The 15,325-nt window shown below is 72.8% G+C and carries 15 protein-coding genes; 6 read left to right on the top strand and 9 right to left on the bottom strand.

Features of this window, described 5'->3' with window-relative positions:
- Window positions 1–8 precede the first annotated feature (8 nt).
- From NOO62_RS07005 to fxsA, 3 genes are all read left to right on the top strand, one after another.
- Window positions 9–1,652 carry an amidohydrolase gene (locus tag NOO62_RS07005; RefSeq protein ID WP_268770039.1) on the top strand — a complete coding sequence of 548 codons (1,644 nt, stop codon included), beginning with the start codon at window positions 9–11 and terminating at the stop codon, window positions 1,650–1,652.
- Window positions 1,653–2,132: 480 nt separating this feature from the next.
- Entirely contained in the window at window positions 2,133–2,933 is an 801-nt protein-coding gene (locus NOO62_RS07000) for a polyprenol monophosphomannose synthase (RefSeq protein WP_268770038.1), read from the top strand.
- 64 nt (window positions 2,934–2,997) lie between these two features.
- Window positions 2,998–3,573 (top strand): FxsA family membrane protein, encoded by a 576-nt coding sequence (gene fxsA, locus NOO62_RS06995; protein WP_268770037.1) that lies wholly within the window; start codon window positions 2,998–3,000, stop codon window positions 3,571–3,573.
- 123 nt (window positions 3,574–3,696) lie between these two features.
- Here the strand turns inward: fxsA and NOO62_RS06990 are convergent, their stop codons facing one another.
- The 4 genes from NOO62_RS06990 to NOO62_RS06975 form a co-directional block, all read right to left on the bottom strand.
- Window positions 3,697–4,071 (bottom strand): RNA polymerase-binding protein RbpA, encoded by a 375-nt coding sequence (locus NOO62_RS06990; protein ID WP_030360404.1) that lies wholly within the window; start codon window positions 4,069–4,071, stop codon window positions 3,697–3,699.
- Window positions 4,072–4,327: 256 nt separating this feature from the next.
- Window positions 4,328–5,689: an MFS transporter gene (locus tag NOO62_RS06985; RefSeq protein WP_268770036.1), complete on the bottom strand. Its 1,362-nt coding sequence runs from the start codon at window positions 5,687–5,689 to the stop codon at window positions 4,328–4,330.
- A gap of 45 nt (window positions 5,690–5,734) precedes the next feature.
- A complete protein-coding gene (locus NOO62_RS06980) occupies window positions 5,735–6,502 on the bottom strand; it encodes a glycerophosphodiester phosphodiesterase (RefSeq protein ID WP_268770035.1) in 768 nt (255 codons plus the stop codon).
- A complete protein-coding gene (locus NOO62_RS06975) occupies window positions 6,499–7,188 on the bottom strand; it encodes a YczE/YyaS/YitT family protein (RefSeq protein WP_268770034.1) in 690 nt (229 codons plus the stop codon). Before NOO62_RS06975 ends, NOO62_RS06980 begins: the two co-directional genes overlap by 4 nt.
- A 102-nt stretch (window positions 7,189–7,290) precedes the next feature.
- Here NOO62_RS06975 and NOO62_RS06970 point away from each other — a divergent pair, with 102 nt between their 5' ends.
- Complete coding sequence (locus tag NOO62_RS06970) at window positions 7,291–8,784, top strand: PLP-dependent aminotransferase family protein (RefSeq protein ID WP_268770033.1); 1,494 nt, start codon at window positions 7,291–7,293, stop codon at window positions 8,782–8,784.
- 22 nt (window positions 8,785–8,806) lie between these two features.
- Here the strand turns inward: NOO62_RS06970 and NOO62_RS06965 are convergent, their stop codons facing one another.
- A complete protein-coding gene (locus NOO62_RS06965) occupies window positions 8,807–10,384 on the bottom strand; it encodes a hypothetical protein (protein WP_268770032.1) in 1,578 nt (525 codons plus the stop codon).
- Window positions 10,385–10,420: 36 nt separating this feature from the next.
- Window positions 10,421–10,615 carry a hypothetical protein gene (locus NOO62_RS06960; protein ID WP_030789254.1) on the bottom strand — a complete coding sequence of 65 codons (195 nt, stop codon included), beginning with the start codon at window positions 10,613–10,615 and terminating at the stop codon, window positions 10,421–10,423.
- A gap of 284 nt (window positions 10,616–10,899) precedes the next feature.
- Here NOO62_RS06960 and NOO62_RS06955 point away from each other — a divergent pair, with 284 nt between their 5' ends.
- Together NOO62_RS06955 and NOO62_RS06950 are read left to right on the top strand one after the other, a co-directional pair.
- The gene (locus NOO62_RS06955; RefSeq protein WP_268770031.1) at window positions 10,900–11,292 is read left to right on the top strand and encodes an ankyrin repeat domain-containing protein; all 393 of its coding nucleotides are present in this window, start codon (window positions 10,900–10,902) and stop codon (window positions 11,290–11,292) included.
- A gap of 301 nt (window positions 11,293–11,593) precedes the next feature.
- On the top strand, window positions 11,594–13,009 hold the full coding sequence (locus NOO62_RS06950) for a HEAT repeat domain-containing protein (protein WP_268770030.1): 1,416 nt from the start codon (window positions 11,594–11,596) through the stop codon (window positions 13,007–13,009).
- 8 nt (window positions 13,010–13,017) lie between these two features.
- Here NOO62_RS06950 and NOO62_RS06945 read toward each other — a convergent pair whose 3' ends face one another.
- The 3 genes from NOO62_RS06945 to NOO62_RS06935 are packed head-to-tail and all read right to left on the bottom strand — an operon-like array spanning window position 13,018 to window position 15,289.
- Window positions 13,018–13,905: a biotin-dependent carboxyltransferase family protein gene (locus NOO62_RS06945; protein ID WP_268770029.1), complete on the bottom strand. Its 888-nt coding sequence runs from the start codon at window positions 13,903–13,905 to the stop codon at window positions 13,018–13,020.
- Window positions 13,905–14,528 carry a 5-oxoprolinase subunit B family protein gene (locus tag NOO62_RS06940; protein WP_268770028.1) on the bottom strand — a complete coding sequence of 208 codons (624 nt, stop codon included), beginning with the start codon at window positions 14,526–14,528 and terminating at the stop codon, window positions 13,905–13,907. Before NOO62_RS06940 ends, NOO62_RS06945 begins: the two co-directional genes overlap by 1 nt.
- Complete coding sequence (locus NOO62_RS06935; protein ID WP_268770027.1) at window positions 14,525–15,289, bottom strand: LamB/YcsF family protein; 765 nt, start codon at window positions 15,287–15,289, stop codon at window positions 14,525–14,527. Before NOO62_RS06935 ends, NOO62_RS06940 begins: the two co-directional genes overlap by 4 nt.
- Between the last annotated feature and the right edge of the window lie 36 nt (window positions 15,290–15,325).

The raw sequence follows: 15,325 nt of genomic DNA, 5'->3' as shown, positions 1-15,325 counted from the left end.
CTGGTCCCATGAGCCAGAGCACCGCCCCCGGGAACGACCCCCAGGATCCATCGAACCACCGCACCGTGCTGCTGCGAGGCGGCGACGTCCACAGCCCCGCCGACCCGTTCGCCACCGCAATGGTCGTCGAGCGCGGACATGTCGCCTGGGTCGGCTCCGAGGGCGCGGCCGACGCCTTCGCCGACGGCGTCGACGACGTGGTCGACCTCGAAGGAGCCCTGGTCACCCCGGCGTTCACGGACGCCCATGTGCACACCACCGCCACCGGCCTCGCCCTGTCGGGACTGGATCTCACCGGGACCCGCTCGCTGGCCGACGCACTCGTTCTCGTACGCGAACACGCCGCCGCGCGGCCGCACGACACCGTCCTCCTCGGCCACGGCTGGGACGCGGCCCGCTGGGCCGGTGGCCGCCCGCCCACGCGCGCGGAACTCGACGAGGCGGCGGGCGGCAGGCCGCTCTACCTCTCCCGCATCGACGTCCACTCGGCGGTGGTCACGACCGCGCTGCTCGACCTGGTGCCCGGCGTCACCGGCCGCGCCGGTTACCACCCGGACGCCCCGCTGACCGCCGACGCCCACCACGGCGTGCGCGCCGCGGCCCTCGGCGCGATCACCCCGCGCCAGCGCACGGAGGCCCAGCGCACCGCGCTCCGCCATGCCGCCTCGCTCGGCATCGGCTCCGTGCACGAGTGCGCGGGCCCCGAGATCTCCGACGAGGACGACTTCACCGGGCTGCTGCGGCTCGCCGCCGACGAGCCCGGCCCGCGCGTCGTCGGCTACTGGGCCGAGCGGGACGTGCGCCGCGCGAAGGAACTCGGCGCGGTCGGCGCCGCCGGTGACCTCTTCGTCGACGGCGCCCTCGGCTCGCACACCGCATGCCTGCACGAGCCGTACGCCGACGCGGCCCACACCGGCACCGCCCACCTGGACGCGGCGGCCGTCGCCGCCCACGTCGTGGCATGCACGGAGGAAGGCCTCCAGGCGGGCTTCCACGCCATCGGGGACGCCGCGGTGGCCTCCGTGGTCGACGGCATGCGCCAGGCCGCCGAGAAGGTCGGTGCGGCCCGCGTGCGCGCCGCACGGCACCGCGTCGAGCACGCCGAGATGCTCACTCCGGAGACGATCGCCGCGTTCGCCGAGTTCGGTCTCACCGCGTCCGTGCAGCCCGTCTTCGACGCGCTGTGGGGCGGCGAGGACGGCATGTACGCCCAGCGCCTCGGCGCCGAGCGCGCCCGCACCCTCAACCCGTACGCGGCCCTCCTGCGCGCCGGTGTGCCCCTGGCCTTCGGCTCCGACAGCCCCGTCACGCCCCTCGACCCCTGGGCCACGGTCCGCGCCGCCGCCTTCCACCGCACGCCGGAGCACCGGGTCTCCGTGCGGGCGGCGTTCACCGCGCACACCCGCGGCGGCTGGCGGGCCGTCGGCCGTGACGACGCGGGCATCCTGGTGCCGGGCGCGCCCGCGGACTACGCCGTATGGCGCACCTCCGATCTGGTGGTGCAGGCCCCGGACGACCGGGTGGCCCGCTGGTCGACCGACCCGCGGTCCGGCACGCCCGGCCTGCCGGACCTCTCGCCGGGCGCCGGACTCCCCGTCTGTCTGCGCACGGTGGTGGGCGGAAGGACCGTGTTCGTGGGGCCGGACGAGTGATGTCCCGGCGGTGCGCGCCGCGGATCGTGGCCGGTCAGGGCTCCGTACGACCTGGGAATCCTCGGCACTGACCTGGCGGTCCGTTAAGTCGCCGCAGCTCAGCCGGGTATTGACAGAGAGCGGCCGTGGGCCGGTAGGTTCGGCCGGGTCCACCACAGGACGTCCGACCGGCGAACCTCCACGCAGTCGTCGAACGCCGCTGGATCACAGGTGGTGTGCCGCACCGGCGCACCACCACTGGGAGCCAGGTCCAGCGCCCGCGACGCGGAGGCGAGGGAACGTATCAGCCGAATCGGCAGGTGTGACCCGGGTGGGGCCCGGACGCTCAGTAGACAACGGCTTTCGGTCGATCCGCAGCCAGCGGGTCCCGGGCCGGCCCGAAGGGCGCCGGGCCCCGATCCGCAGTACGTCCCGTGCCGTCGTGGCGGCGCAGGCAGCGGCCATTATGGTGGTCCTCTGCGTACGAACGAAGGGGCAGTAGTGAACGACGGCGGCGGGGTCTCCGAAGCAGGGGACCAGGGGAGGCAGTTCGGCTCGCTCGGCACGGCCTTGGTGATCATTCCGACCTACAACGAGGCGGAGAACATCCAGTCCATCGTCGGCCGGGTGCGCGCCTCCGTGCCGGACGCGCACATCCTGGTGGCCGACGACAACAGCCCCGACGGCACCGGCAAGATCGCCGACGAGCTCGCGGCCGATGACGAGCAGATCCACGTCCTGCACCGCAAGGGCAAGGAAGGGCTCGGCGCGGCCTATCTCGCGGGCTTCCGCTGGGGCCTCGAGAACGACTACGGCGTGCTCGTCGAGATGGACGCGGACGGCTCCCACCAGCCGGAGGAGCTGCCCCGGCTGCTCACCGCCCTGAAGGGCGCCGACCTCGTGCTCGGCTCGCGCTGGGTGCCGGGCGGGCGGGTCGTCAACTGGCCCAAGCACCGCGAGTTCATCTCCCGCGGCGGCAGCACGTACTCGCGCCTCCTGCTCGACGTGCCGATCCGCGACGTGACGGGCGGCTACCGCGCCTTCCGCCGCGAGACCCTCGAAGGCCTCGGACTCGGGGAGGTCGAGTCGCAGGGGTACTGCTTCCAGGTCGACCTGGCACGGCGCGCGGTCAAGGCGGGGTACCACGTCGTCGAGGTGCCCATCACCTTCGTCGAGCGGGAGCTCGGCGACAGCAAGATGAGCCAGAACATCGTCGTCGAAGCGCTGTGGCGGGTCACGGCCTGGGGAGTGGGCGAGCGGGTCGGCAAGGTCGGCAAGGCCATCGGACGCAAGCAGCCGTGAGCTGAGGGTGGGGCCTGATCATCCCCTTATGCCGGACTGAGGCGGGCCCAGGCACACTGGGAGCATGACGACTGGCGCACCGCCTCCCATCCGACCCGCCCGGCCCCGGCGCTCCGGGCCCCTGAGGTTCCTGCCGCTCGGCATCGCCGCGTGGCTGGTCCTGGAAATCTGGCTGCTCACCGTCGTGGCGGGCGCCACGAGCGGGTTCGTGGTCTTCCTGCTCCTGGTGGGCGGCCTCGTGCTCGGCTCCGCGGTGATCAAGCGCGCGGGGCGCCGGGCGTTCCGCAAGCTCAGCGAGGCGGTGCAACAGCAGCAGAGCGGTGTGACGCCCGCCCGGGAGACCAGGGGAGGCGGCGCCCTCACGATGCTGGGCGGCCTGCTGATCATCCTGCCGGGGCTCATCTCGGACGCCCTCGGGCTGATCCTGCTGGTCCCGCCGGTCCAGAAGGCCCTGGGGAAGTACGCGGAGCGGACCTTCGAGCGCAAGGTGCGCGAGGCGACGCCGGGCGGCCTCGGGGACGCCTATCAGCAGGCGCGGATGCACAAGCCCGACGGCAAGGTGGTGCAGGGCGAGGTCATCAGGGACGACGAGTCGCCGATGCGCGGCCCGCGCCCGGACGACCCGCAGCTGCCGCACTGATACAGGCTCCGAGGGCGGGGCGAGACACGAAAGGGCCGGGGCCACTGCTGAACAGTGGCCCCGGCCCTTTCGTACTGCGTTGCGCTGTGTACTGCGTTGTGCGGTGTGCCGCAGTGTTCGCCGTCAGGCGGACTTGCGGCTGTCACGCGGGTGCACCGCGATGTTCATGGCGCCGGACCGGAGAACCGCGAGACGCTCCTCAAGGACCTCTTCGAGCTCCTCTCGGGTGCGGCGCTCCATGAGCATGTCCCAGTGCGTACGCGCCGGCTTGCCCTTCTTCTCCTCAGGTCCGTCGCCGTCCACGAGGAGTGCCTGGGCCCCGCAGACCTTGCACTCCCACTCCGGCGGGATCTCCGCCTCGACCGAGAACGGCATCTCGAAACGATGTCCGTTCTGGCATGCGTACTCCACGGCCTGGCGAGGTGCCAGGTCGATGCCGCGGTCGGTCTCGTAGCTTGTCACCACGAGGCGCGTGCCGCGAAGAGCTCGCTCACTCATGAATCGTGCCTCCCGGGCTTGTCGCCCACAGGACAGGTGTCGCTGTCGTCGTCATCCGGTCAACGTCCGGTCGGCGGTAAAGATTCCCGTTCAGGGTTATGCGTCGCCGTCGTATGCCGCCCCTTGTTGTACCCACCAGTGCCCGGTTTGTCACATCTGGCAGCAGATGTCACCCAGCGTTTCTGATTCTTCAGCTCGCAGTAACGGTCCGCCTGGCAGGCCAAAGGCGTACACTACCGGCCTTTGGCTTCAGTTGCTAAATCCGGTCGGGTACGGGATTGCCCGCGTCGCGCACCGCGCGCCGTACGGGTACCCGTAGGAGCAGGACGAAACCGAGCAAAAAGAACGCCACGAGCGACACGATGGCGTCCCGGTAACTTCCGGTGAGCTGATACGTGAGGCCGAAGATCAACGGCCCCAGCCAGGCCATCCCCCGGTCACTGATCTCGTACGCGGAGAAGTACTCGGCCTCCTTCCCGTGCGGCACCAGGTGGGAGAAGAGTGAGCGGGACAGGGCCTGCGTGCCGCCGAGGACCAGGCCGATCCCCGCCGCCAGGACGAAGAACCACGCGGGCGCGCCGGCGGGCAGGAAGTACCCGGCCCCGATGGTCACCGTCCAGGCCACGAGCGAGCCGAGAATCGTCCGCTTGGCGCCGTACGCCCGGGCGAGTCGTCCCATGGCGAGAGCGCCGGCGACCGCGAGCACCTGCACCAGCAGGACCGCGACGATCAGCGTGGACTGACCGAGGCCGAGCTCCTCGGAGCCGTAGACGGACGCCTGGGAGATCACCGTCTGGACGCCGTCGTTGTAGACCAGGTAGGCGAGCAGGAACGCGAGCGTGTGCGGGCGGCGCCGCATGTCCCGCACGGTCGACCGCAACTGCTGCCACCCGCCCCGGGGTGCCGTCCCGGCCTCGTGCGCGGGCGTCCCGCGGTCCCGCAGCCGCTTCAGCGGTACGAGGGTGAAGGCGCCCCACCAGAGCCCCGCCGACGCCAGGCAGATGCGGACCGCGGTCGACTCGGCGACGCCGAAGCTGTCGTGGGCGAGGAACAGGACGAGGTTCGCCACCAGGACCAGGGCGCCGGACGCGTATCCGAAGGCCCAGCCGCGCGAGGAGACCGCGTCGCGTTCCTCAGGGGACGCGATCTGCGGCAGGTAGGAGTTGTAGAGCACCATCGAGACGGCGAGCGAGGCGTTGGCGGCGATCAGCAGGAGACCGCCGAGGAGATAGCGCTCCCCTTCCAGGAAGAACATGCCCGCCGTGGCGGCAGCCCCCAGGTACGCGGCGACGGCGAGCAGGGGCTTCTTGCGGCCCGTGCGGTCGGCGGCCGCTGCCGCGAGCGGCATGACGAAGACCGACACGAGCACCGACAAGGAGACCGTGTACGCGAAGAACGAGCCCGCGCGGACCGGTATGCCCAGCGGATGCACGTACCCGTCGGGGTCCGCGGCCGCCTTCGCGATCTCTGTGAGGTAGGGCCCGAGGAACACGGTCAGGACGCTCGTCGAATAGACCGAGCACGCCCAGTCGTAGACGTACCAGCCGCGCTGCTCGCGTCGCCGCTCGGCGGCCTCGGAACCGTCGGCCGCTGTTCTCTTCACGGTGTCGGTGCTCACCCGTGACCTCGCTGTTCCCCGTGGTGCGACGCCGTCATGGGGCGGTCAGATCCAGGTCCCCCGGTCCTTCAGGACCCCGCGCAGCGTCTCGATGTGATCGGAAACTATGCCATCCACACCGAGGTCGAGCAGGGCGCTCATCCGGTCCGCGTCATTGACCGTCCATACGTGGACCTGCATCCCGCGCGCGTGGGCGGCGCGCACGAAGCGCTGGTCCACCACCCGGATCCTCCCGTGCGTCTCGGGCACCTGGGCGCAGACCGCGGAACGGCGCAGGGAGGCGGGCACTCCGTAGGACAGCATGCGCAGCGCCGCCACGCCCCGGGTGCCCAGGGAGGTGGCAAGGCGCGGGCCCCCGAGGTGCTGGGCCCTGGCCACGCGGGCCTCGGAGAACGAGCCGACACAGACGCGGTCCCAGGAGCCGGTGCGGCGGATCAGGTCGAGCAACGGCAGAAGCGCGGACTCCGCCTTCACGTCCACGTTCCAGCGCACGTCGGGGAAGGCTTCGAGGCACTCCTCGAAGAGGGGCACCGGTTCGGCGCCCGCCACGCGCGCGTGGCGCACCTCGCTCCACGGGAGGTCGATGATGCGTCCCGCCGCGTCGGTCACCCGGTCGAGCGTCGTGTCGTGGAAGGCGACGAGGCGGCCGTCGGCGGTGGCGTGCACATCGGTCTCGATGTAGCGGTAACCGAGGTCGACGGCGTGCCGGAAGGCCGCGGCGGTGTTCTCCAGGCCGTCCGCCGCACCGCCGCGGTGGGCGAGGGCGAGCGGGCCGGGGTGATCGAGGTAGGGGTGGCGTACGCGCGTGGTCACGGTCGCAGTATCGCCTGCTCCGGCGGACCGCCCGAGGCCACGACGCCGCCCGTGGTGGCCGCCGGGACGGCGAACACGCGCAGGAAGAACTGGGCGAGCGGGCCGATGGCCAGCGCGTAGAGGACGGTGCCGATCCCCACCGTGCCGCCGAGCGCGAAGCCGGTCACGACCACCGCCACCTCGATGAGCGTCCGCATCAGCCGGATGGAACGCCCGGTCCGCTGGTGCAGGCCCGTCATCAGGCCGTCGCGGGGGCCGGGGCCGAACGCGGCCGCGATGTACAGGCCGGTCGCCGCGCCGTTCAGGACGATCCCGGCCAGCATCAACGGCACGCGGACGGCCCAGCCGTGCGCGTCGGGGAGCAGCGCCAGCGCGGCGTCCATCGCCAGGCCGACGACGAAGACGTTGGAGACCGTACCGAGGCCCGGACGCTGCCTCAGCGGGATCCACAGCAGCAGCACCGCGGCGCCCACGACGATGGACACGGCCCCGATCGACAGACCGGTGAGCTCGGCGAGCCCCTGGTGCAGCACGTTCCACGGCTCCAGGCCGAGGCCGGACACGACGAGGAGCGCGGAGCTCACGCCGTACAGGGTGAGGCCCGCGTAGAGCTGCGTGAGTCTCCGCGGCAGCCGCGTCGCCCCGCGTGCGGTGCCGGGTGTCGTGCCGGGTGTCGTGCCGGACAAGAGGTGCCCCCGTCGGTGGTGGTAGTGGCCTGGCGCATGACACTCTGTGGCTTGTACAGAGAAGCCAACCATGGCCAATTCGAGGAAGGTGGACCGGGAATCATGGCTCAGTGGACTTCGGCAATGGGGTCGACGCAGCTCGCCCGTCTCCTCGCCTCCCAGCAGGACCGCCCCGCGGGCACGCGCCGCCCGCCCGCCTACCGCGCCCTCGCCGACGGCATCCGGCTGCTCGTGCTCGAAGGACGCGTACCCGTCGCCGCGCGCCTGCCCGCCGAGCGTGAACTCGCGGTCGCCCTCGCCGTCAGCCGCACCACCGTCGCCGCGGCCTACGAAGCGCTGCGCACCGAGGGGTTCCTGGAGTCCCGCAGGGGAGCGGGCAGCTGGACCGCGGTCCCCGCCGGAAATCCCCTCCCCGCGCGCGGGCTCGAACCACTGCCTCCCGAGGCGCTCGGTTCCATGATCGACCTCGGCTGCGCCGCACTGCCCGCGCCCGAACCCTGGCTCACCCGCGCCGTCCAGGGCGCCCTCGAAGCCCTCCCGCCGTACGCCCACACGCACGGCGACTACCCCGCGGGCCTGCCCGCCCTGCGCGAGATGCTCGCCGAGCGCTACACCGCGCGCGGGATCCCCACCATGCCCGAACAGATCATGGTGACCACGGGCGCGATGGGCGCCATCGACGCCATCTGCCACCTCTTCGCGGGCCGCGGCGAACGCATCGCCGTGGAGTCGCCGTCGTACGCCAACATCCTCCAGCTGATGCGCGAGGCGGGCGCCCGCCTCGTCCCCGTCGCCATGGCCGAAGGCCTCCAGGGCTGGGACATGGACCGCTGGCGCCAGGTGCTGCGCGACGCCGCGCCCCGGCTCGCGTACGTCGTCGCGGACTTCCACAACCCGACGGGCGCGCTCGCCGACGAGGACCAGCGCAGGCAGCTCGTCGAGGCGGCCCGGTCCGCGGGCACGGTCCTCGTCGTCGACGAGACGATGAGCGAGCTCGGACTCGACGCGGACCTCGCCATGCCGCGCCCTGTCTGCGGCTTCGACCCGGCGGGCTCCACCGTCATCACCGTCGGCTCGGCCAGCAAGGCCTTCTGGGCCGGTATGCGCATCGGCTGGGTGCGGGCCGCCCCGGACGTGATCCGCAGCCTCGTCGCCGCGCGCGCGTACGCCGACCTCGGCACCCCCGTCCTCGAACAGCTGGCCGTGAACTGGCTCCTGAACACCGGTGGCTGGCAGGCCGCCGTCGACGTGCGCAGGGAGCAGGCCAGGGAGAACCGCGACGCGCTGGTCGCCGCCGTCCGTCGCGAGCTGCCCGACTGGGAGTTCGAGGTGCCGCGCGGCGGTCTCACCCTGTGGGTGCGCACCGGGGGCCTGTCAGGGTCGCGGCTCGCCGAGGTGGGCGAGCGGGTGGGCGTGCGGGTGCCATCCGGGCCGCGCTTCGGAGTGGACGGGGCGTTCGAGGGGTACGTACGGCTGCCGTTCACGGTGGGGGGCGCGGTCGCCGACGAGGCGGCGGCGCGGCTTGCGGCGGCGGCACGGCTGGTCGAGACAGGCGTCGGCGCGGGCGCGCAGGTCGCGCACCCGTTCGTCGCCTGACGCCCCTCTACGGAGGAGGGTCTCAGCTCTCGGCGGGGACCGGTTCCGCCTCCGTGGCCTCCGGGGGTGCGGCCTCCGTTTCGTCCGGCGGGGTGCTCCGCTCCGGCAGCAGTTCCATGACGGCCCCGCGGTGGGCCTCGCTGGTCGCGTCGTCGTACGGATCGGGGGTCGCGGGCACCTGGAGGCGGTGCACCTGGCCCGCGCCGAGCCGGGCGTAGCCGCGGCCGGGCGGGACGTCCATCGTGGGCGTCGTGTGGGGAGGCACCCCGAGGACGTCCTCCAGCTGGTCGACCGTGGCGTAACCGAGCACCACGCGCGCGCGGGTGTGCTGGTGCACGGCTTCGCTCAGCGCGTCGAGGCCGTCCAGCTGGTCGGCGACCACGACCGTCACGTTGGCCGCCCTGCCGTGCCGCAGTGGGACCTGCAGCAGTGACTGGGGGTCGGTGCGCCCGTCGGCCGCGGCGAGGTGGCCGAGCGCGCTCGGGCGGTCGAGGAGGATCCACAGGGGGCGCTTGGTGTCCTCCGGGGGCGGGTGACCCGCCTGCCGCGCGCGGTTCGCCGCGATGAGCCTGCGCTCCGTCTCGTGCGCCGCCCATTCGAGGCTCGCGAGCGCCCCGGTGAGCCCGCACTCGATGGCGAGGACCCCGTCGCGGCCGGTCAGGCAGGCGTAGTCGCCGGTGCCGCTGCCCTCGACGATGAGCACATCGCCGTACTGCAGCGCCTGGAGGGCGATGGAGCGCAGCAGGGTCGTCGTGCCGCTGCCGGGCTGCCCGGCGATCAGCAGGTGGGGCTCGGTGGAGCGGATGCCGGTGCGCCACACGACGGGGGGTACGTCGCGTTGTTCCGCACCGTCGGCCAGCGGCAGGGTGCGCTGGACGCCGGTCTCGTCGGTGAAGCCGAGGACGGTCTCTCCCGGAGCGGTGACGAAACGCTGGGCCGCGATGTCGGTGGGCAGCGGGGAGAGCACCGTGACGGTGAGCTGGTTGCCCTCCTCGTCCCACAGGAAGTGGTACTCGCGGCCGCGGCCCGCCTTGGCGTGCAGCAGTTGTTCGATGCGTGCACGGGACTCGGCCTCGCCGTCCGTGAAGTACGCGGGGTAGCGCACCACGAGCCGGGAGATCCGCCCGGTGTCGTCGAAGTCGTGCTCGACGAACGCCTTGTCCCATTCACCGCCGTGCGCGAAGAGCGGGGCGGGGTCCTCGGGGACCGAGAAGTATGGGACGAGCGCTTCGTAGAGGGACTGCAGCCGCTGTACCTGTGCCTCGTCCGGTCCTGTCGGCTCCGGAGCGGTGCGCTCGCGGCCGGTCCAGGCCGCCGCCGCCATCAGGGAGGCGATGGCGAGCAGCGGCCCGTAGGGAACGAGCGCCACGACCAGGACCACGGAGGCCGCAAGGAACAGCAGCGGCCCGCGCTTGTCCTTGGGGGTGTCGGCCCATCTGCGCCGCCCGGCGGCAGCCAGCCGGCGCAGTCCGCGGGTGATCGTGATCAGCGGATGGAGAACGTCCGTGGCGCTGTCGGCCGCCGACCGTGCCAGTTCCCTGCTCCGGGCGATGGATGCGGTGCCGTTGCTCAGAATGCGGGGGAGTGGTCGCCTGGCCACGTCTGTCTCCTGGAGGTGCGTGCGAAAGCGGGACGGTCAGAACTTGATCCCGCCGAGGAGGCTCGCCAGGCTCGCGCTCCCGGCCTTGATGCTCGGGGCGATGGCGGTGCCCGCCATGAAGAAGCCGAAGAGGGCGCAGACCACCGCGTGCGACGCCTTGAGTCCGTCCTTGCGGAAGAAGAGGAAGACGATGATTCCGAGCAGTACGACGCCCGAGATGGAAAGGACCATGACGGTTCTCCTGGTTTGGTGGGGACAGTCACCATGAGTTCTTCCAGGTTCACAGCATGTATCCATACGATAAAAGGTGCAAATGGGTTAATTTCTTGAGATTTCCCTCTAGCGGCGGAGCCCAGTTGGGCCATGGTGATGGTTCCGAGTGGCCTCCGCGCCCCTGCGTGATCTTTGCCTCGAGCGGCTCGGGTCATGTGCCCGCCGGGGCAGTACCCTGTCGATTCACTCGTGCGGCTGCACAGGCAGACGCAGCCGAAAGACCAGAAAGGCGGAACGCTCCCATGAGCGAAGCCCCCGACCCCGAGGTCGTGGAGCTGGCGACCAAGATCTTCGATCTGGCACGTCAGGGCGACGCCGTGGCGCTCGCCGCCTATGTGGACGCAGGTGTCCCCGCGAACCTCACGAACGACAGCGGCGACTCCCTGGTGATGCTCGCGGCCTACCACGGGCACGCCGACGCGGTCCGCGCCCTCGTGGAGCGCGGCGCCGACACCAACCGCGCCAACGACCGGGGCCAGACCCCGCTCGCCGGAGCCGTCTTCAAGGGCGAGGACGCGGTGATCCGGGCCCTCCTGGACGGTGGCGCGGATCCCGCCGCCGGTACTCCGTCGGCGGTCGACACGGCCAGGATGTTCGGAAAGGCGGAGCTGCTGCAGCTGTTCGGGGCCGCCTGAACCGGGTACCTGACCAGCAACAACGGGGGCGCTGGAAATGTGGTCGCGGCGGACCTGACCGCCGGGTCATCATGACGACGTGATTCACGGACGCGACGGTGGGGCAGATGTTGCCGCACCGCGTGGACCGTGAGCGGCCCGCCCCCGGACCTCCCGTCCGGGAACCCCCGGGCCACCGACGAGAGGCAGAGGAAGATGGTCTTCGACAAGCAAGAGACGGCGGGCGGCCCGACGTGTTGGCGCACGGCCAGGTAATGCGAGATTCCCGGTTGCGTCGACGCTTGATGTGAGGCTGTTTCCCATGTTCGATCCGGTCATAGCGCCCAGCGGTACGCTGCTCGGCCTGCTGCAGCGGGGCCGCGGCGACGGCACCCTGCACGCGCTCACCGCCCCACGTTCCGAGGCGCTCACCGCCCTCGACCACTGCGTGCTGAACGATCCCCGTCACGACTGGCAGGTGGAGAACCGTTCGCTGTACTACGCCCGGCTCTACCTCGACCTGCACGGCGGGCTCGGTGAGATCGAGCGGCACCTCTTCGATGCCGAGGACGTCCTGAACACGGACGACTCGCGCACCGGACTCGCCCTCGCCGTCCTCGGGCACCTCGCCTCGTACGGCAGGCAGGACGCCCTCGAACTCCTGCGGAGGTACGCGGCGTTCGGCTCCAACTGGGCCTGGGCCCTCGACGAGCTGGCGCTGCGCGACGACGACGCGGGCCTGCGGGCCCTCGCGGCCCCCGTGCTCGCCAGGTTCGCCCCCGACGCGGAGGGCGAGGCCGACCTGGCCGCCGCCGTCCGCGACGCCTACGAACCGAGGCCCTGGCGCCTCTGGGAAGAGGACCCCCGCGCCGACATCGGCGCCCGCGTGCGAGCCGCGCGGGAACAGGGCTCCTTCGACCGGTGGCAGCGCCAGATGCGGCCCTCGGGGCCGCGCCCCGGCTGGAGCGTCCAGGCCGTCTTCGACTGGGCCCAGGAGGGCCTGGAGCGGGGCACCGTCCTGTACGTGCCCGCGGCCCGCTGCCTGACCGCGGTCGCCGGACCCGACGACCGCGCCGAAATCATCGAGGCCGCCCGCAACGGCTCCGACGGGGCGCGCGGCACCGCCCTGCGCTACCTCGCGGACACCCACGACCCCGCCGTCCTCGACCTCATCGAGTTCGCCGCGGAAGGCCCCTCCCGGGTCGTGATCGACGCCGCGACCGACGCCTTCGAACGGATGCGCAGCATCGCCGCCGTCGAACGCGCCCGACGCTGGGCCTACCGGCCCGACGACCTGGGCGCGGCCGCCGGACGCATGCTCGCCTGCCGGGGTGGCGCACAGGACAGCAAGCTGGTCCTCGCCGCACTCCGCGAGGCCGTCCGCGGCGAGGGCCCGGACGCACCGACCCTGTGGACCCTCGTCGACGGCGCCGGACGCCTCGGCATCGCCTGCGCCGCCCCCGTGCTGCGGCACGTCTACAGAGAGACCGCCTCCTCCCACCTCCGCGGCCGCGCCGCCCGCGCGCTGGCCGCCACCGACCCCTCCTTCGCCTCCGGCTTCGCCGTCGAGTGCCTCTGGGACTGCGAGGAGTCCACCCGCGAAGTCGCCGCACGGCACGCCGAGACCGGTGACGCCCGCGTCGTCAACCGGCTCCGCAGGCTCGCCGCGGACCCCGCCGAGGAGGACGAGGTACAGACCGCGGTGCGCAGCAGGATCGGCCCGGACGCGGCCGTGTAGCGGGCGGCCTACGGAGCCGGTCGCGGCCGCCGCCGGTTCATGGCGACGAAGCGTACGGGCGTGCCCGGCCGGGCCTGGGCCGCCGCGGCCAGATCGCTCTCGCGGACCACGGCGACCACCGGGTAGCCCCCGGTCGTCGGATGGTCGGCCAGGAAGACGACGGGCCTGCCGTCCGGCGGGACCTGCACGGCGCCGAGCACCATGCCCTCACTGGGCAGCTCACCCTCGAAGGCCCGCTCCAGTGCGGGCCCCTCGGTGCGCAGTCCGATGCGGTTGCTGGCCGAGGACACCGTGTACGCGCGCGTGGTGAGCGTGTCCAGGGCCGCCGCCGTGAACCAGTCCGCGCGCGGCCCGAGCGTCACCCTGAGGACCAGCTCCTGGGGTGGCGCGGGCTGCGGCACGATGTCCACGCGCGCGTGGGTGCGGCCGGGGTGCCCCAGGGGCAGGACGGCGCCGGGCGCGAGCGGGGGCGGGCCGAGGCCGGAGAGCAGGTCCGTGGAGCGGCTGCCGAGCACCGGGTCGACGGTGACACCACCGTCGAACGCGACGTAGCAACGTACTCCGGAGACGGCCGCCCCGACGTCCAGGAGCGCTCCCTCGGGCACCCGCACCGGCGCGCCCCAGGGCGCGGGGCGGCCGTCCACGGTCACGGGGCAGGGGGCGCCGCCGACGGCGACCGTCGTGGTCCTGCGCGGACGTACGGCACAGCCGTCGAGCGTGGTCTCCAGGACCGCCGCTTCGGGCGGGTTGCCCACCAGGCGGTTGACCAGGCGGGCCGCGGGCGGGTCGAGGGCTCCGGAGCGCGGTACTCCGAGATGGGCGTGCCCGGGGCGCCCGAGGTCCTGCACGGTGGTCAGGGCTCCGGCGCGTACGACGGCGAGGGCGTGGTCGGTCATCACGTCCTCGCTGCCGGGTGGGGCACGAAGCGGACGCGGACGCCTGGGGAGAGCAGCGCGGCGGGCACGCGCGCGTGGTCCCACAGCACGGTGTCCGTCGAACCGATGAGCTGCCAGCCGCCGGGCGACGCACGGGGGTAGACGCCCGTGTACGGGCCCGCCAGGGCGACGCTGCCCTCGGGGACGCTGGTACGGGGCGTGGCCCGGCGCGGTACTTCGTAGCGCTCGGGCAGGCCTGTCAGGTAGCCGAACCCGGGTGCGAACCCGCAGAAGGCGACGCGGAATTCGGCGGCCGAGTGGATCCGGGCCACCTCGGCCACGGGGACGCCCCAGTGCGCCGCCACGTCCGCGAGGTCCGGTCCGTCGTACCGCACCGGTATCTCCAGGACCACTCCCGCGCGCGGGGGCAGCGGCGGGATATCCCAGCCGGGCAGCTCCGCCCCGACGCGGGCGGGCTCGTCGAGCCCGTCGAGGAGCACCGTACGGGCCGCGGGCACGATCTCCCGCACGCGCAGGGCACCCGACGCGCGGCGACGCAGCAGCTCGGCGTGGAGGGCCTGGGCCTCGGTGCCGTCGGAGAGTTCGACGAGCAGGGCCCGCTCGCCGACCGGCAGGGCCCTCATGCGAACGCCGCCACGCGCACGCCCGCCGCCTCCAGCGCGGACCGCACCCGGCGCGCCAGATCCACCGCCCCCGGAGTGTCGCCGTGCAGGCACAGCGACCGCGCGCGGACCTCGATCTCGCGGCCTCCGAGCGAGGTGACGACACCGGAGCGGGCCATTCCGACGGACCGCGCGACGACGGCGTCCGCCTCCGTGACGACCGCTCCCGCACGGGAGCGTGGAACGAGAGTGCCCTCTTCGGTGTAGGCGCGGTCCGCGAACGCCTCGGTGACAGTGGGGAGCCCGGCCTTGTCCGCCGTCTTCAGGAGGGACGATCCGGGCAGCCCCAGCACGGGCAGCGCGGCGTCGGCGAGCAGTACGCCCTCGACGACCGCGCGGGCCTGTTCCTCGTCGTGGACGACGCGGTTGTAGAGCGCGCCGTGCGGCTTCACGTACGACACGCGCGTGCCCGCCGCGCGGGCGAACACCTCCAAGGCGCCGATCTGGTAGGCCACTTCGGCCGCGAGCTCGGCGGGGGGCACGTCCATGGCGCGCCGCCCGAAGCCCGCCAGGTCCCGGTAGGACACCTGCGCGCCGATCCGCACCCCGCGCTCGGCGGCGCGGTCGCACACCCGGCGCATGGTGGCCGGGTCCCCGGCGTGGAACCCGCAGGCCACGTTGGCGCTGGTGACGACGGAGAGCAGCTCCTCGTCGTCGGTCAGGTGCCAGCGGCCGAAGCCCTCGCCGAGGTCGGCGTTGAGATCGATCAGGGGCGCGCTCATCAACGTAAGCCTCCAGTGCTTGACGCAAGCCTCCAA

The organism is Streptomyces sp. Je 1-369 (assembly GCF_026810505.1).
GTDB lineage: Bacteria > Actinomycetota > Actinomycetes > Streptomycetales > Streptomycetaceae > Streptomyces.
This window is presented reverse-complemented; position numbering and strand designations above follow the sequence as displayed.

What these genes read in the sequence shown, in the direction of transcription:
- NOO62_RS07005 (WP_268770039.1), top strand. Translation starts at nt 9, where the DNA reads ATGAGCCAGAGCACCGCCCCCGGGAACGACCCCCAGGATCCATCGAAC.
- NOO62_RS06935 (WP_268770027.1), bottom strand. Translation starts at nt 15,289, where the DNA reads ATGAGCGCGCCCCTGATCGATCTCAACGCCGACCTCGGCGAGGGCTTC.
- NOO62_RS06940 (WP_268770028.1), bottom strand. Translation starts at nt 14,528, where the DNA reads ATGAGGGCCCTGCCGGTCGGCGAGCGGGCCCTGCTCGTCGAACTCTCC.
- NOO62_RS06960 (WP_030789254.1), bottom strand. Translation starts at nt 10,615, where the DNA reads ATGGTCCTTTCCATCTCGGGCGTCGTACTGCTCGGAATCATCGTCTTC.
- NOO62_RS06945 (WP_268770029.1), bottom strand. Translation starts at nt 13,905, where the DNA reads ATGACCGACCACGCCCTCGCCGTCGTACGCGCCGGAGCCCTGACCACC.
- NOO62_RS06955 (WP_268770031.1), top strand. Translation starts at nt 10,900, where the DNA reads ATGAGCGAAGCCCCCGACCCCGAGGTCGTGGAGCTGGCGACCAAGATC.
- NOO62_RS06990 (WP_030360404.1), bottom strand. Translation starts at nt 4,071, where the DNA reads ATGAGTGAGCGAGCTCTTCGCGGCACGCGCCTCGTGGTGACAAGCTAC.
- fxsA (WP_268770037.1), top strand. Translation starts at nt 2,998, where the DNA reads ATGACGACTGGCGCACCGCCTCCCATCCGACCCGCCCGGCCCCGGCGC.
- NOO62_RS06970 (WP_268770033.1), top strand. Translation starts at nt 7,291, where the DNA reads ATGGCTCAGTGGACTTCGGCAATGGGGTCGACGCAGCTCGCCCGTCTC.
- NOO62_RS06950 (WP_268770030.1), top strand. Translation starts at nt 11,594, where the DNA reads ATGTTCGATCCGGTCATAGCGCCCAGCGGTACGCTGCTCGGCCTGCTG.